Below are 23,285 nucleotides of genomic sequence, written 5' to 3' on the forward strand. Positions count from 1 at the left end.
GGGTGGGCAGTCGGCGGAGCGCTCGCAAATGGATTGAACAATTTGTGCATTACTACAACCGACAGAGACCGCATCAATCGCTCGATGGACGAACGCCGACTGAGGAGGTGCTAAACTAGACAGTGCCTGTGTATCGATGATCTATCTAACATCAATCAATTTTCGCTCGCACCTTTTCCATCAGTACTTGCATTATTGGCTTGCATTTATTCGGCCCTGTTGAAATGCTCAGTAAATGATGTTTTTGGCACTATTGGCGGTACGGGGAAAGTAGATACCGTATCCACAACAGAGACACCATTCAAGAGATTCCACGAATCTCGGCCTTGTTGAACCGCTATTACTTAGACGGGAATCTGTGTACACCAGCTGTTTAGTACGTTTGCGTAGCCAAAAGTGTGACCGGGCGGTTCGACGAACACACGCATCCGGAGCGTTCCTTGTCGGTCTTAAATCCAGTCGTCGGGGAGTTCGTCGGCGTGGTCGGCCATTAGTTTCAACAGCGGTCGAATTTCATCGAATCGCGGACCTTTTCGCAGCACATTGGCCTTGCGGTCCCACTCGACGAGTCCCGCATCCTCTAGTTTCGGGAGGTGGACGTGCCTCATCTGTGTTCTCAGGGCCGCCAGGTCGTCGTCTGCGATGATGACGTCCGCTGGTAACTGGGCGTCGTCATCGTCCAGGGGATTGTGATTGCGCATCTCAACGAGCACCCGACGACGATAGACATCCGCCAGGATTTCCAAAACATCGTCGAGCACGAGTCGTTCGCTGGATTCGTTGGACCTGGTCATGCAGATGAGTTTGAGACCTGCAACGGGTTACGTCCGCGGTGGACTGTCGAACTGTTGACTCGCGTTTGAAGAATAATATTCGGAAAGGGTCGTGGCTGCGAGCTACTTCGATGCTACACCAGCACAGACAGATGTCGCAGATGGACGTGCACGTTCACACGCTGAGCGCGATTCGATGTCGAACCTCGGAAGCCAGCCGCAGGTGTAAGTCTCTCCATCTCCTATCCCGAATATGGCCACAGAAACGGACGAGCACTCAGTTATCGCGGAAATCAGCATCGAGGCCGATGACATCGAGTTCGGACGCGTGCTGTCGGGCGACTTCGAACTCGAACTCGAACGGATCATTCCGATGGGGTCGGGTGGAGTGATCCCGTTGATCTGGCTCAACGCGGGCGACCCTGAAGCGTTCGAGACCAAAGTGCGCGAGTACGAAGGTACCAAGAAGATTCGTCAGTTGGTCTCTGTTGATGACCAGTTTCTCTACCAGGTGGAGTGGACCCCTGACATGAATGGCTTCCTCACCGCGCTCAAGGAGTGCAACGTCTACGTTCTGGAGGGGGAGTACGAGGACGACGTCTGGGAGTTCCGCCTGCGGTTCACGTCCCGGGACCAACTCGTCGAGTTCACCGAGCGCCTCACGGCGAACCTGATTCCAGTGCGGCTCGACCGAATCTACAACCCTGGCCCGCCTGTGGCATCACCCCCCATGTCAGAACAGCAGCGCGAAACAATTGAACGAGCGTACCGACGCGGGTACTTCGAGGTGCCGCGCAAGACCACGTTAGAAGAACTCGCTGAAGAGGAGGGAATTAGCGACTCGGCGTACTCCAAGCGTCTGCGTAACGGCCTCGCATCCGTCATCGAAGGAGGCCTGCTCTCAGAGTTCGATTCCCATCACTGACAAATGAGTGCCTCTGTTAACATGTTCGTAGTCATCGATCCGAGAACCCAAAGCACTGTTTCACTGTAAGATCCCGTTCTGCGTCGCTGCTTCAGCCGATGAATATCCGTTCTGTCTCTCCCGGTTAGAGCATCTTATCGAGGTTGTGGGTGAGGCATGCGATAGCGAGTTCGCGGAACTGCTTCCACCAGTGGCGAGAGCGAACGAACGCCCCGTATTTTCGTTTGAGTCGAGAGTTCACCGTTTCGCTCTGGTTCCGTTGGCCGTAGAGTTCGGCATCCAACCGAGCGTTCCACGCTTGCTGAAGTGAGGAGAACTCACGGTGTTTGATCAGCGGACGAATCCCGTTCTCTCGAGCCAGTGTTCTAATCTGCTGATCGTCGTAGCCCTTGTCACCAAGCAGAACTCCGACTTCAGCTGCATTACGGTTGATGAGCGATGGTGCGATCTGCGTATCGTGTTTTCGGGTCGTTGTGACGTGGAGATCGAGGATCGCATTCGCTCTCGTATCGACTAAGAGCGTGACTTTCAGCTGCTGAATCGTCAGCTTCGTCCTCTTCGTATAGTGCTTTGAGGCGTGACTGCGGTAGAAGCCCGAGGCGTCGATCCCCGCAACACCGTCAGTTGGGAGCAGTGAAACAGAGAGGTTGAGAAGCACTCGCCAGAGGGCCATATCAAGTCTGTTGAATACTTTACAGAGCGTTGACGGGGCAGGAAGTTCGGTGAGGTTGATTGCGTTCCGAATGCGGGGCATTTCGATGAGTTCGTCGAGGAGTGTTCGATAGGTTGTGTCCTTCCGAACTTTGAGACATAGCAGAACGATGTGTTGATGAAGCGTGTAGCGTTGTTTCGAGTACTTCGATGAATATCGGGCCACAGCACGTTGCGCTAACTGAAATGCTTCCTCGACAAACCGGAGCAATCGTGACTTCGGGAGAGTCTGCATTCGGTTGCACTACTGCCCAAACGTGTAACTCTTCAAGGGTTTCAACAGAGCCATTTATTCCTCACCTTCCCCTTGGGGTCACACGTCGGCAAAACACGTTTCTCGAATATGCACACGAACTCCTGTTTTCTGTGTGCATATCCCGATACTGCCTCTCGAGTCGCTCTGAGTGCCTTCCATTGGGAACTTCAAATAAAATCGACCTCAAGAGTACAATGCAAAGCCACGAGAAGAGCCAGTCTGTGATCACAACCCCGCCAAGCAAGTCAGCGATAGCAACTCTATTTACTTAACCAACAAAACTATGCACTCGAGAATTGTGTTGGTTAACAGGGTGACCATGTCCTACGAATCACCGGAACCGCCAGCAGAACTCCCAAACGATCTTGTCGATACAATTGCTGAGTACTCAGCCGATCAACTTCGTCACTTAGCTCGCTACGGCGAAGCACTTGCTGAATACAAGGAACGTGAAGAGCGGCTTGCTAAGAATTCAGATGACGATAGGATCGAAGAACGCGCTGCCGAACTACCAGACGACGTTCCATCAAAAGCGACAACAACGATCAAGGAGATCAACGACAATCGGTACTACTACTGGCAGTGGAGAGATGGAGACCAGATTAAGTCCAAATACAAAGGGCCAGTCAATCCTGATGAGTAGGCTGGCGGGGAGCGACCATGGGTTGACACCCCAGTGCGTCCAGTGTCTTTACCCACACTCCGTGTACAAAGTGAATTGACTCAGGACTCGAGAAGCGTGATACCAGAGATCAATATAACACAGTCCGACAACAGAGTGGAAAGCTGCAATCAGTGTTCGGGTCGCGGGGCAGTTTCGTACCGAGAGATATCATCGCGCTTCTCAACCCGATCGTAGATCTCCTGAAGTGTCTCTTGGGCACGGAGGAGTTTGTGTTCCTCGAGGAATTGTCGACCACTCTCACTAATCCCATAAAATTTGTACGGGAGGTCGTTTTGCCGTTGGTCTTGTGGCAGGGTGACCTCTTCGACAATCCCCGCATCAACGAGTTGGTCCAGATGCTGGCGGATTGTTGTCTGGCTCTTGCTTGGATTCACGTAGTTGAGTTCTTTCAACGTCGGCAATCCATATGGATGTCCCAGAATGTCCTGAAGAAGCGCAAACCGCGTCTCCTGGGTGACGACATTGAGCCGCTTCCGGACCGACTCGAGTTCACTTGGTGGTTGATCAGACGTACTCATTAGTTTGGTGTTCGAGTGGTGCGTGCAAAAGCGTTTCGCCCAAATACGAATCGTTCAATAGCGAAACGGTTCATGATAAGGTCGGTGGATTAAAGCGTTGTACTTGAGACTCTCCGGTAAATGAGTGAGGACTCAGTCACCGTTGATGAACTCGCTGAGAAAGCTGAAGATTATCTTCACGATGCCTCACTTATGCCAAAAGAATACGAAACGCTCAAACAAGGGGTTGCGGAGCTGTCCCCAATTTTTTCGGCTGAGAGAGCATATTTTGTCCTTGGCAGCTACGGACAACCAGAGATTCGACGTCTCCAACTGGTGAAAGATCGCCTCAATCGACAACCAGGTGTGTATGCATTTTTGATGGTCGACATCCGAAGTGAGTGGACGAATACCTACCTCAAATTCCGGCTACTCGCCGATTATACGGATCAGATCGTTGGCATCGCCGAGCACTCCCAGGGTGGCTTCCTCGTTGAACAGGGCTACTTCACAGCTCTTGAGGAATATTTTGCAAAAACCCACGTATTCCAACGCGACTATGAGTCGCTCGATCTGGACGACGTTAATACAGGAGTCACAAGTGAAAACCCGTATAGTGGAATGCAAACATCCATTTTTGAGATGTTGGACGAAGGAGACCGGTTATATCGGTGGGCCACTGAAGACGACCTCGTAGACTGTGTTGATATGCTCTGACAGACACTACAAGTAGCTGTCAAATAATGCAAATCTCAGGTCACTCGAGTTGGAATCTCAAAGTGCTGCAGACACCCCTATCGATTTGTTTTTCGCGAGTAGGTTGCAAGCGCCATCTATCCTTGGCACCCCAGTACGCCCAGTGTCGATCAACCAGGATACCAAACACCCCCCACCATGTCCACTGTCTCGAGAAACAATTTCACCACACCCCAACGTGTCCAGTGTCTTTGTCTCTCCAAGGATGCTGTAGACACCCCTATCGATTTGTTCGAAACAGGGCAAACCATCACTCACCCACCCCACCCGTCGAGTGTAAATCAGCGAATATTCAGAGTACAAACCGTCTCTGTGACGGTTAGAAAGAAGAGGTTCGCTTGAATTCTGTGAGATGACAATCTAAGAAGAGCAGATGATAAAAAGTTAGTACAGAGGATCTCGCGAAAGACATGGCCATCTCGAGCTGATGATGGTCCCCTCAATCATATAAAAGACCTCTATAACCGACACTCAATGCTCCTACTGCAAAATCCCCTTGTTCAAAGTCCCATACAATCCCTGCTGCAAGGCAGCTATCTACCACAATTTCGGATAGATACACTCGACAGGTGGGGTGTTCCTTGAACTCAGTGTATATGTTAGAAGAGCGACTTCGACACGCAACTTGCTACGGCGAAACGCTTGCTGAGTACAAGGAGTGTTAGGAGCGCCTCGCCAACAACATATGGTTCAATATATATAATGATACCAACTTCCATTGTTCTACCACCTTGAGGATGCTGCAGACACCTCTATCGATTTGTTTTTCGCAAGTACGTTGCTAGTGTCGTCAATGGTTTAACACCCCATTATGTCCAGTGTCTTTGTCTCCCAATGACGCCAGTTTCTGTTGTATTACCCTTCAAAGTGACTGCAGACACCCCTATCGATTTGTTCGACACAGTCCAGACCACTACGCACACACCCCTATCGATTTGTTTTTCGCAATTACTGAGATTCCTTACGGAGTTGAGCTTGAACCACCGCTTGGAGTTCGTCATCATGCACATCATCAAATCGAGAGTCTTCACGAAGCGTATCCATGATTGTTTCTGGACTTTCAGCAAACGAGAACTCGAGATAGCTCCCTGAGTGTGGACCTTGGCTTTTGCGTTCGGATTCCACGAGAGAGTACGTCGTCAACTCCTTCATCTTGTTGACATAGGTCTCTTGATGATACTGATCTACATTGAGCGTGTCTGTGAGATACCGATAGACAGTGTAGCCATTCGGACTTTTCGCAGTCCCGCTGCCAGCTTGTTGAGCTACCGCCGCTGTTGCCAGTAAGCAGAGTTTTTTCTGAGTACTGATTCCACGCGTGACCTCCAGTACGCGGTTCTTCTCGACCTTATCTTGGGCTTTTCGTACGTGAGTTTCAGTTACCCGATCTGCAGCCTCACGTTCAGCAATGGACCCGGCTGTCCGCATCAAGTCGATTGCCTTTCGGGCATCACCGTGAGTTTGGGCAGCGAATGCAGCTGCAAGTGGGATCACATCTTCACTGAGTGCATCCTCATAGAACGCATCTGTCCGATGGTAGAGAATTTCCCGAAGCTGGTTCGCATCATAATCATTGAAATGGACATCCTCAGGAGTAAACGAACTCACTGCACGGCTCCCGACATTGGACATCATTGTGGCATCGTTTGTAATCGCTGTCACTGAAACATTTGCTCTCGTATCGTCAGTACTTCCAGCTCGAGAAAGTTGGTACAGCAATCGCGAAAACGCAGGTTCATCGATATCTCGACGGCCAACCAGCATATCGAGTTCATCGAGAATAACAACTACAGTGTCGTAGTGTTCATCGATCAACCGATACAGCTCACGCCATTTCTTTTTTGTTGGGATACCATGCTCAGGAACTTCGACCGTAACGCCAGCATCAGTAGCAACCTTCCGCGCGAGTTCATAAACTGCAGAACCAAGTGTACCGACATTTTGGCAGTTCATGTGGATAACGCCAAAGCGAATGTCTCGAGTCTCGCATAGCTCAAGGATGTTTTTACAGACTGCGTTGATGATCAACGACTTTCCTGTACCTGATGGACCATAGAGGAAGAGATTAGGTGGTCGTTCACCGTTGATAGCAACGCGAAGATGCTGAGTGATCTCTGTAAGCTGTGAATCTCGCCCAACAATGCGGCCTTCATCGACAATCTCGTTAGGCTCCAAGAGAGGCCGGTTCCGGATAAGACTCGCAGATTCCTCCTGATCGAGAATAAGATCCTTAATAGAACCCGTCTCACCAGGCGGGGTCCCTGAATCTGGGTCTTTTGACATACAAAGGCCCTCACAGTCAATTGACTAAAAGGTTCCCCTATCGATATGTATTTTCTCAGTAGAGGTGTTAGAAAGGAGGTTTGTGGGTTTTTCAGTTATAGGACCGGAAACCTACAACGACTTGTTTCAGAACAGTCTCACACCCCTATCGATTTGTTCGAACCGGAAGAGGGGTGGAGTCCTAAAAACAAGAAGAGCTGACCAAGATAGCGGAAGACGAGTAGATGCAGTTGATGCATTTGTTATTCTAGGTTTCTAGTCTAGAACTAGAATAGAACACACCCCTATCGATTTGTTCAACTTGACACCAGCAACAATGTTTCTCCTCTGATCTCCTCGATATGATCGCTATCGATTTGTTCAACTTGACACCAGCAACAATGTTTCTCCTCTGATCTCCTCGATATGATCGGTCGGCGAACCATTATTAATCTGTAATCTAATCCCTCTAACACCACATTTGCTCGTTGAAAGAGCGTCTGCTGATAAATATTGAATTGAATCCCCAGTCCTACAGCTCCCAGTCTATTTTGAGCAAAAACAAATCGATAGGGGTGTCTGTGTACTACACATCAAAATACTCATCAATCCATTGGTTGTGCTGTTCCTCCGCACCGACTAATTCGATTACACATCTCGAAATCGATCAGATTTCACTTGGAAAAATAACGGACTGACTTGATGCGCGGCAGCAGACTCGAGGCACTAGGTGTCATCTTATTAATCCGGAGAACCGTGGAAAATCGGTGGAGAATATAAACAGCATGAACTAGAATATCTGGTTGAGAGTGTAGGAGCACAGTTATCAGTGCATTCGGGAAATTGACATGACCTCACTACTTCCGCTGTTAGCCATGAATAACTGTAGCACTCATTGCATCCTTAGTGTAACAGCGGAAGTAGTGGGGTGGGGGTGCCTCAGGTTCGTGGAATGATCTCTTCTCGCTTTTTCCTGCCAAGTGTATTTTGACACCCTCTGTTCCCTTCAGAATGCCTTTAACCAACAACATGGACCAGAAGCTCGGCGTTGGTTAACAACAAGACCATATCCTACGAGTCATCGGAACCGTCAGCAGATACGCCAACAGTAAAAACAATCAGAACTATAACAAGTAATGTCTGGCACAGATATCCGATCAATGGCTGTATGAATTGCTTCTGTAAGGTTGAGGATGGTAGGCCATCGATCAGGATCTCAGACGTCCGTCTTCCACGTAGTTGAAACGACAGTTTTCATTGTCGTAACTCGCTATGAGTGTAATAACTGACCTCTACTGTCCTGACTACTGATGTTCATTGTGATAAATATTAGAAATACATATGTTTAAATATCTCTGATAGTGGTGTCATTTCATGGGTATTGATCCCAAAGAGAGACAGTCAGTGTTCGGACGTCGCGGTTTCATGGCGCTAACTGGGACGGCACTCGGAACGACGTTTATGGGCGTCGGGCGTCGGTCCGCTGTACCGACCTCGGTCGACGAAATCGGTATCGATGCACTTTCGTTTTACTCCGCAGCGAGCCAGATCGCAGCTGACGGGGAAAGTGAACTCGCAGACGATGAGACCGCCGTCGTCTGGGCGGAGCCAACAGCCTATAACTTCGAGTCGACGGACGACGGGCCGGAAACGGTCGTCTACGACGACAATCCCATTCCGTTGGTCTCTGAGGACGGCCCCGTCGTCGGTCTCGGAACAGTCGACTTCGTCAGCGACGATCAGGGCGGGTTCGACGTCGACAACGAGGCGTTCCTGGTCAACCTCTTCGACGCCAAAATCGGCGGCGAGGGAACGGTTCTCTGGGACGAGGGCCACGACCAGTTCCACGAACTGGGGCTTGAGTACTACCACTCCTTCGATCAGTACGCCGCGGACGCGGGCTACGATCTGACGGCGACGACGAACATTCTTGGCGGGACGGAACTGTTGTTTCCCTCAACGGCGAGTCAAGTTGCGGCGGGTGGCGGCCCACTTACGGATCCCTCACATGTCGTTGTCTGGGCTGAATCGACCGCACAGAACGTCGACGACGCGGGGGATGAAGCGTCGTATATCTACGGTGACGGCGAAGACATTCCGCTCGTCTCCCGCGACGGCACCGTCGTCGGTATCGGGACGCCGGAACTGCTCGAGGATGGCGACTTCACAGACGCCAACGAACAGTTCGTGCTCAACGTGTTGGCCGACACTATCGGTGACGCCGGGACAATACTGTGGGACGACGCCCACGAGACTTACTACGACCCCTCGACGTTCGGCGAGTTCGAAGCCGCTGTCGAGAGCGAGGGGTACGAGTTCGAGGCAAGTGAGGATCTACTTGGCGGCGACACTGCCGGTATTTCGGAACTCGAGTTCTTCTCGACGGCGAGTCTGCTCGACGCGGACGGCGACCTGCTGACGGACGAATCGCTGGTCGCAGTCTGGGCGGAGTCCACCGCGGAGAACGTCGACGAGTACGGCGATGGCCACGTTAGCTACGATGGCGTCGACGCCGATATCCCGCTCGTCGCGGTCGACGACGGCGTCGTCGGCGTCGGCACGGATCTTGCGACCGACGAGAGCGATGTCGACGCAACGCGTGAGTTCCTGGTCAACGCTTGGGAGGACCGTATCGGCAGTACTGGAACCGTCCGCTACGACGAAAGCCATGGACAGGCACTCACGTTGGACGACTACTCTGACCTTGCGGCCACCGCAGCGGACCGTGGGTTCGACGTGGCGGCCACCGACGACCTCGCAGCGAATCTCGACGATGCTGACCTCGTGATGATTACGACGCCACAGGAATCCTTTACCGAGGACACTCTCAATGCGCTCACGGCGTTCGTCGCCGATGGTGGCGTCGTCTTCGCCCACGATGAGGCGGACTACGGTGGGCATTCAACCGACGCTCTCAACGATCTCATCGGGGCGCTCGAGGCCGGCTTCCGGTTCAACTCGGATCAGGTAATCGACGAAGAGAACAGCGGTTGGGCCCCGTTCGTGGTCCGGACGACGAACTTCAACGAGGCGTTCGACTTCTTCAGCGAGGGTGGTGACGATGAGTCCGCTGTCGACGCTGCCGACGCGGTTATCATTCCGTCGCCCGCCGACGCATACACCGACACAGAGTTCGAGGCGCTCGCAGATCACGTCGCCGGCGGCGGCGCGGTGTTCCTCCTCGACGAGTCGGAGTTCACTAACGAGGAGACGTCGAACCTCAACGCCATCGCTGGGGAACTCGACCTCGCGTTCCGGTTTAACGCTGATCAAGTCGAAGACGAGACACACAACGACGGCGTCGAGTTCGTTCCAACAACGTCGAACTTCAACGAGGGATTCGACGTCTTCCATGGACTGGATGGGGCCGGCCTCGAGGACGCCGAGGGCCTGGTCATCACGTCGCCGACTGCAGCGTTCACGGACACAGAACTCGAGGCACTCGAGAACTTCGTGGCTGACGGTGGAGCCGTGTTCCTGTTCGACGAGTCCGACTTCGGCGGCCAAGGCAACACCAACTTCGGCTTCGACGAGACGGAAAATCTCAACGCCATCGCGGACGCACTCGATCTTTCCTTCCGGTTCAACTCGGATCAGGTGAACGACGGCGACGGGGAGTTTGATATCACGACGACGAACTTCAACACCGCCTTCGATTACTTTGCGGAGCGCGAGAACTCCATTGGCATCGATTTCAATTCCGACGAGGAATACTACGGCCGCGTTGTGCGGGTGTTCGACGGCGACACCTTCGAGGTTGAGTTCGACAGCGAGTACGATTATCGCGACGTGGTCCGCCACCTCGGATTCGACACGGCCGAGACGGGCGACGCCGAAAACGAGATCCACGAGTGGTTCGGCATCGAGGATCTCGAACACCTTGACGAGTGGGGAACGAAGGCGACCGAGTTCGCACTCGATCGCATGACGCCAGAGGGGACCGGTGCGGGTGACACCGACGTGGAGGGACGCCGGATCAAACTCACATTCGACGACGTTGAGCCGATCCGCGGCAACTACGGCCGATTGCTCGGTTACATGCACTACGATCCGGATGACTTCGACGCTGACCCCGAAACGGGAGCCTACTCTGTCGACTACAATCTCGAGATGGTCGAAGAGGGGTACGCTCGCGTCTACTCCTCGGGCTTTTCCCGCCACGACGAGTTTGCAGCCGTCGAAGAGGACGCGCTCGCCGATGGCCGCGGCGTCTGGTCGGCGTCTGATTTCGACACGGTTCCGGAACACCGCAACGACCCCGTCGAGGATGTCTTCGTCCCGCACGCGTCCAGCGTGACCACCGACTCCGGCCCGCTCGCCGACGAGCGGGTTCCTGTCGTTGCCGGGCCAACAGCTGAACAGGAGCCGCTGGGTGACGATGAGAACGAGTTCGACACGTACGACGACGACGCGCCACTGATCGGAATCGACCGTGACAACCGCGTTGCGATGGTCGGCGGACTGCTGTTCAACGAAGCCTACGAAGATCTGGAGGGATTCCCGGCCGATACCAGCGAGTACGGCAACTTCCCGCTGTTGACCAACCTTGCACGCTATCTCTCGACCAACGACGGCGACTTCCTCATCGAGGGTGGCCACGCACAGTTCGACGTGTCGGGCTCGCTTTCTTTAGAGCGGACACAGTACTACCTGCGCTACCTCGAGGGTGTTGGGCTCCGTCTTCGCCAGTTCAACGACGTCGTGAACACGCTTCCCGAAGAGGACGATCCGACCGTAGTGTTCCTCACCGCACCGGGACGAGCCTACACTGACGCCGAACTCGAGACACTTCGCGAGTACCGTGACGCCGGGGGTGCGGTGATTCTGATCGGCTCGACCGACGCGAACTCCGCCCATCGCGGGAACCTCGACGCGGTCGCCGCCGGACTGGGTTCGGATCTCCGGCTCAACGACGACCGTGTTGTCGATGCTGAGGCCAATCTCGCCGACGATCCGGCGATTCCGGTGACGAGTGGATTCGACTCTTCATTCCCGCTGTTTTCACCGGTCGGTGACGGCCAGTTCGACCACCTCGAGCCGGAACAACGAGCGTACCTCGAACTCGTTGCCGACGAGAGCGGGACCGTTAGTCGCGAGGCGGTCGACGGAGCCATCGGAGACTGGTCGGCCGGTCGAATCGAACGCGAGACGCTCGACGCGACAATCCAGGCGTGGTCGCAGGATCTTCAGGTGATCGCCCCATGAGAGTGGACCGACACGTCACGTTCTCGCTCATAGCCGTGGCAATACTGGTCGTCGGTGCACTAGCAGTGTCTCCTGCGGTACTGGGGCTCGTCGCTGCCGACGACGTGAGTCTGACGGCCGAAGACGACGAAGCCGGCGCGGCGACGTCGCACACCTGGACGTTCGACGACGTCGACTACGAGGGTGAAGTGGAGACGATCACCGTCGACTACCCAGTTGGAACGAGCTTCAATGGACTCGACAATGATGACGTGTCCGTCGCGATAACCCGGGACGGAGAGAGTGAACCCACGGATATCAGCGTCAACGCCGACACCTACAGCGGCTCACAGGCAACGTTCGATCTCAGTGGGATCTACAACACTGACATCGACGGCCCGGTGACCGTCGCGGTCGACGGCCTCGAGAATCCGTCGGCTGGTGACCACGAGGCGACGCTTACGTTCGAGGGTGACGACACCGTGACCGCCAACGCAGTGTTTACTGTGACGGAGTCGGAGAACACGGAACCGACTGAGCCTGCCGAGGCAGATCTGACGCTCGATCCCGAACTGGAAGGAGCGGCGTCAACGCACACCTGGGCGTTCGACGACGTTGATTACGACGGCGACGTTGATTCGATCACCGTCGAGTACCCCGACAGCACGAGTTTCGACGGACTCGACGACGATGACGTGTCCGTCGCGATAACCCGTGACGGGGAACGCGAGCCAACTGAGATCGATGTCAACAGCGATACCTACGGCGGCTCGCAGGCGACGTTCGACCTCAGCCGGATCTACAACACCGACATCGACGGGGCGGTGAGTATCGCGATCACTGGCATTGAAAACCCGCTGGCGGGTGACCACGAGGCGACGCTCACATTCGAGGGTGACGACACGGTCACCACAGAGACCGCATTCACTGTCGCCGCCGATGGCGAGGACGGCGACGACACCGACGAGACGCTCGTTGCAGAGATCGTCGACACCGATGGTGACGCCGTCGAAAACACGGACTTCGTCGTCGAACTCGAGGGTCCGAGTGAGGACGTGACGGTCGTAACGACCGACAACGACGGTCTCGCCGAGATCGACGTCTCTGAGGCGGGTACGTACGATGTCACGATCACGACCCAGGAGGCCGGCACGGTGACTGACACCGTGGCTGTTTCGGGTACGACCGAGGCACTGTTTGCGCTCGAGTCGCCGGAAACCGGTGCCATCGGCGCACTGATCACCGACGCAGACGGCGACCCACTCCCCGAAGGGACGTGGGTAACCCTAAGCGGCGGTGACGACTTCGGTGCCGACCGAACCGGCCTGCTCGAGGCCGACAGGACGGTTTTGCTCGAGGGCATCGAGCCCGGAACGTACGATCTGTCCGCGACGACCAGCGCCAGCGGTGAGACCAATACAACCACGGTGACGGTTTCGGCCAACGAGACGACGCCCACCGAACTGACTTACGGCGACGTGCCGACGAGTGCAACACTCGAGGGTACGGTCTCGACGCCGGACGGTAATGCGCTCGCTGACGAGACGGTCGTCGTCGAGTACGACGGTCCCGAATCAGGCGTCTCCATCGTTGAGACCGATGCCGACGGAAACTTCGCAGTTCATCGCGTTGCGGCCGGAACGTACGAGGTGACGGTCACGGCAGCGGCGTACGATTCGAGCGACTCCGTACTGGTCGATGCCGAGTCAGGCGAGACTGCCGAAATCGTTCTGAACGATCTCGAGAGCGGTTCAATCGTTGGAACCGTTACCGATGCGGACGGCGAACCGCTCCCCGACGGAACGTGGGTCTCGTTCAGCGCGGACGGCTTCGAGACTGACAAAACCGTCCAGATCGACGACAATGGGGAATTCCTGCTCGAGGGCATCGAGCCCGGAAGCTACGAGGTCGTCGCCGAGACGCTGGCCTTCGGTGAGACCGACGCGGTCACTGTCGATGTCACGGCCGACGAGACGGCTGGTGCCGCGTTCACGTACGCCCAAGATGGCGCTGACGTGCCCGAAGACCGCGGCGAGGATGTTACAGAACTTCGGTTCCAGAGCGACACCGTCACCGAAGATGTCGTCGTCCACGGCGACGTTGATGGCAACGTCGTGCTCGCAGGCAACACCCAGATTGACGGTAAGATCCTGATTGCGGGTGATGTCGACGGTGATGTCGTGGTTCGCGGTGCGTCCTCCGTCGACCGGATCCTTGTCGCAGGCGATGTCGACGGGGACGTCCGACTGCTCGGTAGCGGAACCGTTGCCGGCGACGTTACCGTCGGCTCCGCAGAGATTGTCGCAGTTCGGGGCAACGCAGCCCTCGAGGGAACACTCACTGCCGACGATATCGGTACCGTTGAGGTCGTTGGATCCGGATCTGTCGGCGAGGTTACCGTCGACGGTCCAGCAACCAATATGGAACTGACCGGTGGATCGACTGTGGGAAGCGTTGCCGTTGCGGGTGATATCGACTCATTCGAAGCCGTGGCGGCGCGACCGTCGACGGGTCAGTGACTTTTGAAACGGCCGAGACGGTTCGTCTCAGTGGCGGCGTCACTGTCTCCGGAGATCTGATCGCAGACGAAGTTACCGAGATGCTCGACGCACCGTCCCGTCTTGTCGAGGGCAATATTCTGATCGAGGAGCCACCTGGCAATGGAGCGCCGGGCCACGGCTCAGTCAACGGAGCGGAGATGATGGCTACCACGTTCTGATCGCACTCTCGGAGGGTGCGTTCGGACTCGTTTTATACTGGTCAGACACCCCCCTGGGGGGCTGTGTATGAGTCGCCTCGGGATCAAGTGGTTTGAGAATTAAATATTCTCCTCATCTCGAGAAGGAGTTTTCTCTCGAACGACTTCAAGAGTTCTCCCTTGCAGAATGTCGATCGCATTTTCATACTTGACAACGGGGAAATCGTCGAGCGGGGAACCCACGATGACCTACTCGCCCAGGACGGACTATACGCGAACCTCTGGAGCGTCCAGGTCGGCGAGATTGAGGACCTGCCTGAAGCGTTCGTCCACCGGACCAGACGCAGTGAGAACGTTCCCAGTGAGATAGACTGAGCCGCGCGTTCGGACCATTCTGGATCGTGAAAAACGTTCACTTCCTCTCGTGTATCAATCTGCTGGACGACGTTGGTTCGTTGTTATATCATCAGACCCATCACCCCAAGACACACGTGACGGGTCTTGCTGAGGGCTGCACCCACTTACCTCAACTCCCACCTTTAATTAAAAACAATTATTACAAAGTTATTGTCTAGTTTAGAACCTCCTCAACCGGCGTTCGACCATCAAGCGATTGATGCGGTTTCTGGCAGTTATAATAATGCACAAAATGTTCAATCCATTTGCGAGCGCTCCGTCGACTGTCAACCCACAAGTTATGGAAACGGTCAACGCGAATTTTGAATGTGTGAAACCACTTTTCGATAAGGTTTTTGTCGGTGTAGTCAACCTGGACGTTCAGTCCTAATCGGGAAATGGCAGTCCGATAGCCAAACTGACCGACGAGAAACACCGTCTCGGAGAAATCATGTTTCTCGCGGAGTCTATGCAGGAACGCAGCCGCCGGACCGGTGCCATGGCGTCCAAACAACTGAGCGTCGGGAATCAACTTTGTCTCGAGGTCTATTGCAGCGTACAACCAAGACCATTCGCCGTTTATTTTGACAGCGGTCTCGTCAACCGCGACCCGCGAGGGCTTCGCCACCGGCGGGTCTGGTATGATGTCCGCCAGCTGATATACTCCGTTCCAGATTGCTTGATGAGAGCGTTCAACGCCGACCAAGCGAAGAATTGCTTGTGTTTCTCGAAGCGAACAACCGGTCGCGTGAAGCCGGACGGCGAACACCCTGACGGGCGTCGCTGTCTGCTCACGCTCCCAAGCTTCATCAAATTCCGCCGCGTAGGACTCGCTGAGCAGGTCTGCGAGTTTCATGCCAAAGTAACTCTACGGCCTGCTCGCTTCTCAAATTGGGCTAACTAGACACTGCCGTCGATATTATCTTAGACTTTGTTGAACGAGAAGCGACACCGCGGCTGTTGATGACGCTGAGTATTCAGCTCCATCTTTCTGAAATTTCTTTTTTGAATGCTATTTCTATTCTTGAGATATTTGGAATCAAATGTGTTCGATCAACAGTTCATAATTGGTTCCACAAGGCTGATTTGCAACCCGAGTCTGACTATAGTAACAATTGAAACTGTTTACACACCAATCGAACAGCATTCGTGCGATTGGGTGTGCACTGACTTTCAATGGCTACTATAGTGCCCGTATCATGTTGCGGTTGACGAGACCGTGATCCAACTCAATAATAAGCAATATTGGCTGTACACGGCTATCGATCCAAAACAAACGAATTCTTGCACGTACGGCTCTTTACTACGACTTCTTTAACATAATGATTCTTAGGAGAGCTTCATGAGAAACACGAGATCAAAGAGGCCTTGTTTCTCGTAATCAGGCACATCACTAGCGGCTGCATTGCAATGAACCGGGCTCCGGTTTCGATCTGAACGACACGGAAATTAGAACACTGTTGAACATGTCTTTCGAGACATAAAGAATTGAACCACTTTGCTTAGCAGTAGTTTTAGTCATGTTGATCCAACAATTTTCGAAACGTGATTACAAGCATTCGACGTCTGATAGAATTTGCGTAAACGAGTGGGCTCTCGCCTCGCTACTGCTGCAAGATACATAGACCGCGTTCAAGTCGGTGATCACGACAGGAGCGACAGTTTGAGAATGCTCAATGGACCTTGGGAATCTCTTCAAGCGCCTCGATGAGGATTTCGGTACATCGGTTCCAGTACTGAGGTGTGTGTCCCGCGTTGTGCGGTGTGATTACGCAGTTCTCGAGTGCCCACAGGGGGTGGTCAGCAGGGAGTGGTTCGGGTTCGGTGACGTCGAGGGCGGCACTCCGGATGTCGTTTCCACGAAGAGCTGTGACCAGTGCTTCAGTATCAACGACTGGTCCTCGTGCCACATTAATTAGCATTGCGTCAGTTGGAAGTGTGAGAAAGACAGACTCGTCGACGAGTTGTTCCGTCGTCTCAGTGAGCGGACATGCCAGCACGAGATACTCGCTCTTGCTGAACGCCTCGAGTACGTTCTCTCTCTCGAAGCCGATAACCTCATCGGCAGGACCCCCTTTAGACGGCGTGTAACGGACGCCAATCGTCTCGACTCCAAATGCCTCGAGACGTTCCAGTATCGTCTGACCGATTGGACCCATGCCGATGACCGTCGCAGTGGATCCTTGGAGTTCACCGGCTTGGTAGTGACGCCACTGGGCGTCTTGATGTTGGCTCCAGGCCTGTCGTAGCTTTCGGACATCTGAAAGGATGTACCCAAGGACCTGTTCAGCAATATTCGGACCGTGGACGCCGGAGGCACTCTTAACCGTAACTCCCTCAGCTTTGAGGGTTTCCAGCGGTAGATGATCAGTACCCGCAAACGTACAGACGAATAACTCGAGGGTTTCGGAAGCCTCGACAAGTTCGGGGTCAATCTGGTATCCCGTCGCCACCGTCGCGTCCATCAACAGATTACGCTTCTCGACTGGTGTTCGAGCCAAGGAAACAGATACATCACCCAATTCGCCACGAATCGTTTTGGCGTAGTCAGAAGGAGCAAGCCCGTGGATTTTATCGTTGAAAACGACAACATCTGTCATTTTTTACCCGTTTCTTGATAGGTAACATTCAGTTTGCCGGTCCATTGGATGACACTTTCAGCATTGATTCCAGTGCTCATGTGTGACTTCGGTTTGAAATGACGATAGCAACCAATTTAAATACTGTGTTTCTGATCGACTTCTCGAGAGTATGGGTCCAGGTGTGCTTTGGATACCTTAGCAAAACATACACCATAGCAGCAAAGATGTGGTCTATTAGCTAATAATCATTCCCCACGCTTTAAATTGGGCAATCTGTGCCGACAAGTAGCATGATATATATAACAGCACTACGAACTGAGAATGATGCCGCGAATCCCGTATGTATCTGCTGATGAACTGCCAGAACAGTACGATATAATCGAAAAAAAGGGATCGAAGCTCCCAGAGACCGTTGATTCGGAATTCTGGCGGTCCCAGCCAACTGTCAAAACATTCTCAAACAACCCCGAACTCGGAAAGGCTCACGTCATAATGAACACGGAGCTGTGGACGGAGACTGGACTTACTTCACAAGAGTCCGAGTGTGTGATCCTTGCGATTGCGAGAGCGATGGATTTCGACTACCAGTGGCATGACCACGTAATCGCTGCTCGCGAGCGAGCGGGCCTCTCGAGAGACACGATCCTTGCGATCTCGAGAGAAGAAACAGATGCCATTGATGAACCGAACCGTTCGCTCGTTGAATACGCGTTCGAATTCGTTGAAACGGCTGGCAATATCAGTGAGAAGACTCACGAGCGAATCGCGTCAGAATACTCCGACAACACGATTGCCGGACTCGCAATTCTCGCTGGCTACTACGTCTCAATGGTTCACATCCTCCGTGTACTTGATATCCGCCTCGAAGAGGAGTTTGTCGGTTGGGAACTTGAGAACTACAATAGCTAACGGTCACAAGGGGACGAATGCAAGGTAGTGTGGCCGCTACTGGCGTCCGACAACTGCGCTGGTTGAATTCCGGTGACCGAGTTCAGTTCGACTCTGCTATCGATGCTTGGGCGCTATAGTCTCCCCATTCTCGTTACTGAGTAACCTCGGTTAGCCGATCAGCAAGTGCGATGTTCATTGCGGAAAGATCTGCTTCGACTTTGTCAGTGGCGACAAAGTACGCGAGCACTCCACCAAGCCACCGTCTGTTGGTTACCTGCGTTGTCGTCTCGTCGAGCGATTCAAGTTCCATCGCGTGTCCGCTTGTATACAGTCGGTGATAGAATGCAACCGCTTCCCATTGGAGCTGCCGGGATGGTAACACGGTGGTGAGTTTGCCTGTTTCCGTCCGGTTAGGACCAGCGGAAGGGGTGATATCGACGACGATGGTTGTCTCTTCAGCGGGAGTACCTTGTTGTATGGATAGGTACGGGTTCCATTCGTCGTAGGCGTTGAGGTCAGTAATGACCTGCCAGACAGCATCGACTGGCTGATCGATTTCGATCGTGTCGGATAATTCTTTCATTTGCTTGAGTGGGGGCTAGCGTTGTTGATCGTCTGTTCGGTAGCCGAATGTATCATGCGTATGGCTACGAGTGGCAAAAAATAATCGTTATGCGCGGTCGATCGATTTGCGAAGCAGCGTGGAGAGCGGTTTCGCGACTAAAACGAGAGCTGTGAGAATCCACAGTCCAATAGCAATGCCCGATTCAAAAAAATACAGGTGGTCGCCGCCACTGATCTGTATACTCCGAAGATATGCACCCTCTACGATTGGTCCTAGCACGATCCCAAGAATAAGCGGAACAAGTGGATAATTGTTGACACGCATGAGTACGCCGACGAACCCGAACAAGGCCATCCAATAAATATCGAACATTTGCCCATTGATAACGAACGCCCCAATCGCAGTCATCACGACGATTGCGGGAACCAGATATTGACTCGGGAAGGTAACCACTCTGACGACGAACTTGGAAATAGTAAAGGCGACGATGAGCAGTGCGATGTTCGCGAAAAGCAAGGAGACGACGATAACGTTTGCTTCGAAAGCAAAATCCTCTAATAAGCCAGGTCCAGGTTGGACTCCGTGGAGTAACAACCCTGCAAGCATTACTGCAGTCGTCGCGCTACCCGGAATGCCAAGCGCCAGCGTCGGTACGAACGTTCCAGATACCGTTGCGTTGTTCGCGCTCTCGGAGGCGATGATGCCGCTTGGGTTCCCGTTTCCGAACGTAGCAGGATCCGCTGCCATCGATTTCGCAGTTGCCCAACTAATGAAGCCACCGACACCGGTATCGGCACCCGGAATGACGCCAATTGCAGTCCCAATTGACATACCTCGAAGCAGCTGAAACGGTCGATGGATAGCGTACATAAATCCGTTGAAAATACCGCCGTACGAAGTATCGAGGTCTTCATTTTCGCTGATCTGTTGCTGCCGAATCAAATAGAACAGTTCGGCGATGGCGAAGACGCCGATGACGACTGGAATGAACGGAATCTCGTCGAGCAGGACATCAAAGCCGAAATCCATCCGTGGCTGTGCAGTCGTCGGATCGGCCGGCCATGTTGCGAGGAATAGTCCGAACGCACCGGATATCAGTCCTTTCTTTAGGTGGTCGCCGACGGCGACGGCAACGGTAGCGATACCGAACAGCCCAACGACGAATATTTCACGGTTTCCAAACCTGAAGGCCACATCAGCGATTATGGGAAGCAACGCAATGATGATCACGGCAGAAAATAGCCCGCCGAGGACGCTAGCAATGATTGAGACCCCAAGTGCTTTTGATGCTTCCCCCTTCTTCGAGAGCGGGTACGCGTCGAGCACTGTCGCTGCTGCCGCTGATGTCCCTGGTGTATTGATAAGGACGGCCGGTATCGCAGCCCCATAATTCGCACCCACGTAGACACAGGCCAGGAAGACGATGGCGATTTCAGGTTCCATGACCAGAGTAAGCGGTAACAGAATGGCCACGGTGTTCGATCCAGTAAAGCCGGGAACGGCTCCAAACAGCACGCCCAGACTGACTCCAGTAATGATAAGAACGAGGGTTACCGGAGTCAGCAGATGCAGCACTGACTCGACTAACACTCCGCCTGTCATTGTCTCTTCTCGTCGATTACGGACTCGCGCCGGTGGGTGGCTGTGCAAATTAACATCATTTTTCTGGCTTGTCGCTACGGCACCTTGATCAATGTTTACTCTTGGATGTACTGTTCGATTAGGTCTTGTTCCGCTCTGAAGGCGTCGACCGCATCCTCCCAGATCTCTCTCGTTTCGTCGGGAGAGCGAACGTCGACTTTCTCGGGTTCAAACTCGTCAACGTCGGCCAGGTCCGTTCTGTAGTCGTCGCTTTCCATCGCCACTTGGAACGAGTCGACGAGTTGTTCGTACTCGTCTGGTTCCGCCTCGGCTGCGTCCATCGAGACGTAGTAGGTTTCGAAGCCACTGAGCGGATCGTACTCGATGTTTGTTTCGAGAACGTCGTTTACGGGCTCGGCGTCGTCCGTAATTTCTGACCACTCGTTGTCTTCGGCGAAGATTCCGACTACGGTCGTTTCATCTTCGATATCGCGACTGTTGTACACCGCACGGATTATGAAGTCCACCTCTTCTTGCAGTAATCCGGTCTGTACGGGCCCGCCGCCGTCGTACGGAACAATATCGATGTCGTCGAGATCCAACTCGTCGAAGAGTTGGACCCCAGCAAGCGTGAACTGATTAACTGGACCGGACGATCCCATCGTCAGTTCGCCAGGATTGTCCTCAGCGTATGCGATGAGTTCTTCAAGCGTGTCGAACCGACCATCGTCCTCGCGGATGCGGATGAGTGCGGGGTCGCCAACCGTCGTTCCGAGAAACTCGAGGTCATCAACCGAAAAGGCGGGTTCGCGATTTTCGTCTTCTTCGTCGGCTGGGATCGTTGACGGGGTTGCAGGAGTTAGCGTTCCACCAACGGTATAGAGATCGTCCTCCCCCACGACGGTGTTTACACCGTTTCGGGTACCTGCTCCGTCTTCGTAGGTCTGGCTGAACGAGCCACCAATTTCTTCTTCCCAGTGCGGTTCGATTTCACGGAAGTTCGTGTCTGTTCCGCCGCCCTCTGAGTAATGGTTGACGAACTCAATCGTATCCGATGGAAAGCCTTCATCTGCTCCGGTACATCCAGCCAACGAAACCGCTACAGCGGTTCCGCTAGCACCAGCAGTGCCTTTAAGGAACGTTCGGCGACTAAAGTTTTCTGGCATTCATGATGACGATGGGGAGGGCTTTGTAAAGAGATCGCGAAAGTGGCACATATTTCCACGTGTGTGTGAAAATTCCCACACATGGGTTGATTTTTGAGTATCAATGTGTGATAATGTGTACTATGTTGGGTATCTTCGAGTGCAGATGAAAATCTAAACCTCGTCGAAAATGGTGATGGTTCACAAGGATACAGTACCAACGAAGAATGTAGAATATAGTACATTAAGTACGAGTTCACCAAGCTGGTTTGGATCGGTGCAGATGATCCAGCGCGAACGCCCGAAGACTTGGGAGGTGGTTCCAGGATGAAGTCTGTATCGGTGCGATCAATTCATACACAGTGGATCTACTAGTAAAACAAAATCAGTCACCCTGCGGAACAGGGCGGATCTCGAGCGGGACTCGGATCTACAACGTCGGCAAGAGATCGTATATCTGGCCGTCTATCAGTCCTGCTGGCGGTTGAATGCCAAGTACTTCAATAAACATAAGCCAGATAAGTGAGAGGGTGGCGATGATAACAAGTGTGGCTAATCTCCATCGCTGGACACCGGTGGCGTACATTGACGCCGTCATCAGTATGACTGATGCCGAGAAGAATCCCAAAACCGGAATTAGAACCACATAGATTACGATGAGTATCGCGAGCGAGATTGACACGCGCCATTGGTTGACGTACTCAGCGAGCGCTTCATGGGTGCCGATATCCCGTTGTACCGACCGAAGATCGATAGTTTCCTCGATTATAACGACGAGTGATAGCACACACATAACACCGATAATCAAATATGGATAATAGAGGTTTTCCGCCCGGATCTGTCCGTACGTCTCGTTGACGTAGTTTGCAGATAGTAAAAGTACTGCAATCGGAATCAAATAACGAAGAACGGCCGATAACGGTACCGAGACAGAGACTGATTCTGACTGAGTATTGTCAGGGCTTGTTGTCGTGTCTTCCCTTTCCATCACGGACAAAAATAGTCAGTTATAGTACTTAAACTTTGGTTTTGGAACAGAAAACAGGATTTGAGTGTTATTTTGTGCTCGGGATTTGGTAATACATTGATGTCTCTGGATCAACAGTGACCGTCTGATGAGGTTCGACTCACTCTCTAATTCCCCATCCGAATCCACACGCAACGATCACGGAAAAGCTGACAATCTCCTCAGACAGTGCGTATCCTTATCACGTACGAACGTGGCTGTCTGTTTACCGCCAATAGCGACTCTACCTTAATACTAAGAACCAACATCGACTGGCTGTGAGCAGACAACAAAATTCATGGGATGGAAGCGGCGGATGTCTGGGGACCAGACAACGAGGATGCAACGGCCCCATGTGCGCGATGAAGGGGT

The 23,285-nt window shown here is 53.4% G+C and carries 19 protein-coding genes and 1 pseudogene; 10 read left to right on the forward strand and 10 right to left on the reverse strand.

Annotated elements, in window-relative coordinates; all coding sequences use genetic code 11:
• The coding region (locus tag G6M89_RS19995; RefSeq protein WP_165162743.1) for an integrase core domain-containing protein at window positions 1-119 on the forward strand (119 nt) is incomplete at its 5' end.
• Between the two features lie 330 nt (window positions 120-449).
• Here G6M89_RS19995 and G6M89_RS20000 read toward each other — a convergent pair.
• Entirely contained in the window at window positions 450-794 is a 345-nt protein-coding gene (locus G6M89_RS20000) for an ArsR family transcriptional regulator (RefSeq protein WP_165163678.1), read from the reverse strand.
• A 232-nt stretch (window positions 795-1,026) separates the two neighbouring features.
• On the opposite strand from G6M89_RS20000, the gene G6M89_RS20005 reads away from it, so the two are divergent.
• The gene (locus G6M89_RS20005; protein WP_165163679.1) at window positions 1,027-1,698 is read left to right on the forward strand and encodes a helix-turn-helix domain-containing protein; all 672 of its coding nucleotides are present in this window, start codon (window positions 1,027-1,029) and stop codon (window positions 1,696-1,698) included.
• 124 nt (window positions 1,699-1,822) lie between these two features.
• On the opposite strand, the gene G6M89_RS20010 is transcribed toward G6M89_RS20005, so the two are convergent.
• Window positions 1,823-2,644 carry an IS5 family transposase gene (locus G6M89_RS20010; protein WP_165163680.1) on the reverse strand — a complete coding sequence of 274 codons (822 nt, stop codon included), beginning with the start codon at window positions 2,642-2,644 and terminating at the stop codon, window positions 1,823-1,825.
• A gap of 340 nt (window positions 2,645-2,984) precedes the next feature.
• Between G6M89_RS20010 and G6M89_RS20015 the strand changes: the two genes are divergently transcribed.
• Window positions 2,985-3,308: a hypothetical protein gene (locus G6M89_RS20015; RefSeq protein WP_165163681.1), complete on the forward strand. Its 324-nt coding sequence runs from the start codon at window positions 2,985-2,987 to the stop codon at window positions 3,306-3,308.
• A 149-nt stretch (window positions 3,309-3,457) separates the two neighbouring features.
• Here the strand turns inward: G6M89_RS20015 and G6M89_RS20020 are convergent, their stop codons facing one another.
• Window positions 3,458-3,868 (reverse strand): helix-turn-helix domain-containing protein, encoded by a 411-nt coding sequence (locus G6M89_RS20020; RefSeq protein ID WP_165163682.1) that lies wholly within the window; start codon window positions 3,866-3,868, stop codon window positions 3,458-3,460.
• Between the two features lie 120 nt (window positions 3,869-3,988).
• Between G6M89_RS20020 and G6M89_RS20025 the strand changes: the two genes are divergently transcribed.
• Window positions 3,989-4,564 (forward strand): hypothetical protein, encoded by a 576-nt coding sequence (locus G6M89_RS20025; RefSeq protein ID WP_165163683.1) that lies wholly within the window; start codon window positions 3,989-3,991, stop codon window positions 4,562-4,564.
• 987 nt (window positions 4,565-5,551) lie between these two features.
• Here the strand turns inward: G6M89_RS20025 and G6M89_RS20030 are convergent.
• The gene (locus G6M89_RS20030; protein ID WP_165163684.1) at window positions 5,552-6,886 is read right to left on the reverse strand and encodes an orc1/cdc6 family replication initiation protein; all 1,335 of its coding nucleotides are present in this window, start codon (window positions 6,884-6,886) and stop codon (window positions 5,552-5,554) included.
• A 1,353-nt stretch (window positions 6,887-8,239) separates the two neighbouring features.
• Here G6M89_RS20030 and G6M89_RS20035 point away from each other — a divergent pair.
• The 4 genes from G6M89_RS20035 (at window position 8,240) to G6M89_RS20050 (ending at window position 15,122) form a co-directional block, all read left to right on the forward strand.
• Window positions 8,240-12,070 (forward strand): thermonuclease family protein, encoded by a 3,831-nt coding sequence (locus G6M89_RS20035; RefSeq protein WP_241175466.1) that lies wholly within the window; start codon window positions 8,240-8,242, stop codon window positions 12,068-12,070.
• On the forward strand, window positions 12,067-14,568 hold the full coding sequence (locus tag G6M89_RS20040; protein ID WP_165163685.1) for a carboxypeptidase regulatory-like domain-containing protein: 2,502 nt from the start codon (window positions 12,067-12,069) through the stop codon (window positions 14,566-14,568). Before G6M89_RS20035 ends, G6M89_RS20040 begins: the two co-directional genes overlap by 4 nt.
• A complete protein-coding gene (locus G6M89_RS20045) occupies window positions 14,565-14,768 on the forward strand; it encodes a hypothetical protein (RefSeq protein ID WP_165163686.1) in 204 nt (67 codons plus the stop codon). The genes G6M89_RS20040 and G6M89_RS20045 overlap by 4 nt, the downstream gene beginning before the upstream one ends.
• A gap of 159 nt (window positions 14,769-14,927) precedes the next feature.
• Window positions 14,928-15,122 (forward strand): hypothetical protein, encoded by a 195-nt coding sequence (locus G6M89_RS20050; RefSeq protein ID WP_165163687.1) that lies wholly within the window; start codon window positions 14,928-14,930, stop codon window positions 15,120-15,122.
• 196 nt (window positions 15,123-15,318) lie between these two features.
• Here G6M89_RS20050 and G6M89_RS20055 read toward each other — a convergent pair whose 3' ends face one another.
• A complete protein-coding gene (locus G6M89_RS20055; protein WP_165163688.1) occupies window positions 15,319-15,999 on the reverse strand; it encodes an IS6 family transposase in 681 nt (226 codons plus the stop codon).
• A gap of 62 nt (window positions 16,000-16,061) precedes the next feature.
• Here G6M89_RS20055 and G6M89_RS20060 point away from each other — a divergent pair.
• Window positions 16,062-16,593: pseudogene (locus G6M89_RS20060) on the forward strand (hypothetical protein); the annotation flags it as partial.
• Window positions 16,594-16,816: 223 nt separating this feature from the next.
• On the opposite strand, the gene G6M89_RS20065 reads toward G6M89_RS20060, so the two are convergent.
• Entirely contained in the window at window positions 16,817-17,743 is a 927-nt protein-coding gene (locus tag G6M89_RS20065; protein ID WP_165163689.1) for a D-2-hydroxyacid dehydrogenase, read from the reverse strand.
• A gap of 306 nt (window positions 17,744-18,049) precedes the next feature.
• On the opposite strand from G6M89_RS20065, the gene G6M89_RS20070 reads away from it, so the two are divergent.
• A complete protein-coding gene (locus tag G6M89_RS20070; RefSeq protein WP_255488567.1) occupies window positions 18,050-18,634 on the forward strand; it encodes a carboxymuconolactone decarboxylase family protein in 585 nt (194 codons plus the stop codon).
• Window positions 18,635-18,767: 133 nt separating this feature from the next.
• Here G6M89_RS20070 and G6M89_RS20075 read toward each other — a convergent pair whose 3' ends face one another.
• The 4 genes from G6M89_RS20075 to G6M89_RS20090 all read right to left on the reverse strand — a co-directional run bounded on the left by G6M89_RS20075 (window position 18,768) and on the right by G6M89_RS20090 (window position 22,895).
• Window positions 18,768-19,199 (reverse strand): SRPBCC domain-containing protein, encoded by a 432-nt coding sequence (locus G6M89_RS20075; protein ID WP_165163691.1) that lies wholly within the window; start codon window positions 19,197-19,199, stop codon window positions 18,768-18,770.
• 87 nt (window positions 19,200-19,286) lie between these two features.
• Window positions 19,287-20,783, reverse strand: a complete 1,497-nt coding sequence (locus G6M89_RS20080) for a tripartite tricarboxylate transporter permease (protein ID WP_165163692.1) — start codon at window positions 20,781-20,783, stop codon at window positions 19,287-19,289.
• A 95-nt stretch (window positions 20,784-20,878) separates the two neighbouring features.
• A complete protein-coding gene (locus G6M89_RS20085; protein WP_165163693.1) occupies window positions 20,879-21,928 on the reverse strand; it encodes a tripartite tricarboxylate transporter substrate binding protein in 1,050 nt (349 codons plus the stop codon).
• Window positions 21,929-22,337: 409 nt separating this feature from the next.
• Window positions 22,338-22,895: a tripartite tricarboxylate transporter TctB family protein gene (locus G6M89_RS20090; protein WP_165163694.1), complete on the reverse strand. Its 558-nt coding sequence runs from the start codon at window positions 22,893-22,895 to the stop codon at window positions 22,338-22,340.
• Window positions 22,896-23,285: the final 390 nt, after the last annotated feature.

The sequence above is a fragment of the Natronolimnobius sp. AArcel1 genome (assembly GCF_011043775.1).
GTDB lineage: Archaea > Halobacteriota > Halobacteria > Halobacteriales > Natrialbaceae > Natronolimnobius.

What these genes read in the sequence shown, in the direction of transcription:
- G6M89_RS20040 (WP_165163685.1), top strand. Translation starts at nt 12,067, where the DNA reads ATGAGAGTGGACCGACACGTCACGTTCTCGCTCATAGCCGTGGCAATA.
- G6M89_RS20080 (WP_165163692.1), bottom strand. Translation starts at nt 20,783, where the DNA reads ATGACAGGCGGAGTGTTAGTCGAGTCAGTGCTGCATCTGCTGACTCCG.
- G6M89_RS20090 (WP_165163694.1), bottom strand. Translation starts at nt 22,895, where the DNA reads ATGGAAAGGGAAGACACGACAACAAGCCCTGACAATACTCAGTCAGAA.
- G6M89_RS20065 (WP_165163689.1), bottom strand. Translation starts at nt 17,743, where the DNA reads ATGACAGATGTTGTCGTTTTCAACGATAAAATCCACGGGCTTGCTCCT.
- G6M89_RS20015 (WP_165163681.1), top strand. Translation starts at nt 2,985, where the DNA reads ATGTCCTACGAATCACCGGAACCGCCAGCAGAACTCCCAAACGATCTT.
- G6M89_RS20075 (WP_165163691.1), bottom strand. Translation starts at nt 19,199, where the DNA reads ATGAAAGAATTATCCGACACGATCGAAATCGATCAGCCAGTCGATGCT.
- G6M89_RS20020 (WP_165163682.1), bottom strand. Translation starts at nt 3,868, where the DNA reads ATGAGTACGTCTGATCAACCACCAAGTGAACTCGAGTCGGTCCGGAAG.
- G6M89_RS20085 (WP_165163693.1), bottom strand. Translation starts at nt 21,928, where the DNA reads ATGCCAGAAAACTTTAGTCGCCGAACGTTCCTTAAAGGCACTGCTGGT.
- G6M89_RS20010 (WP_165163680.1), bottom strand. Translation starts at nt 2,644, where the DNA reads ATGCAGACTCTCCCGAAGTCACGATTGCTCCGGTTTGTCGAGGAAGCA.
- G6M89_RS20005 (WP_165163679.1), top strand. Translation starts at nt 1,027, where the DNA reads ATGGCCACAGAAACGGACGAGCACTCAGTTATCGCGGAAATCAGCATC.
- G6M89_RS20025 (WP_165163683.1), top strand. Translation starts at nt 3,989, where the DNA reads ATGAGTGAGGACTCAGTCACCGTTGATGAACTCGCTGAGAAAGCTGAA.
- G6M89_RS20070 (WP_255488567.1), top strand. Translation starts at nt 18,050, where the DNA reads ATGCCGCGAATCCCGTATGTATCTGCTGATGAACTGCCAGAACAGTAC.
- G6M89_RS20055 (WP_165163688.1), bottom strand. Translation starts at nt 15,999, where the DNA reads ATGAAACTCGCAGACCTGCTCAGCGAGTCCTACGCGGCGGAATTTGAT.
- G6M89_RS20000 (WP_165163678.1), bottom strand. Translation starts at nt 794, where the DNA reads ATGACCAGGTCCAACGAATCCAGCGAACGACTCGTGCTCGACGATGTT.
- G6M89_RS20035 (WP_241175466.1), top strand. Translation starts at nt 8,240, where the DNA reads ATGGGTATTGATCCCAAAGAGAGACAGTCAGTGTTCGGACGTCGCGGT.
- G6M89_RS20030 (WP_165163684.1), bottom strand. Translation starts at nt 6,886, where the DNA reads ATGTCAAAAGACCCAGATTCAGGGACCCCGCCTGGTGAGACGGGTTCT.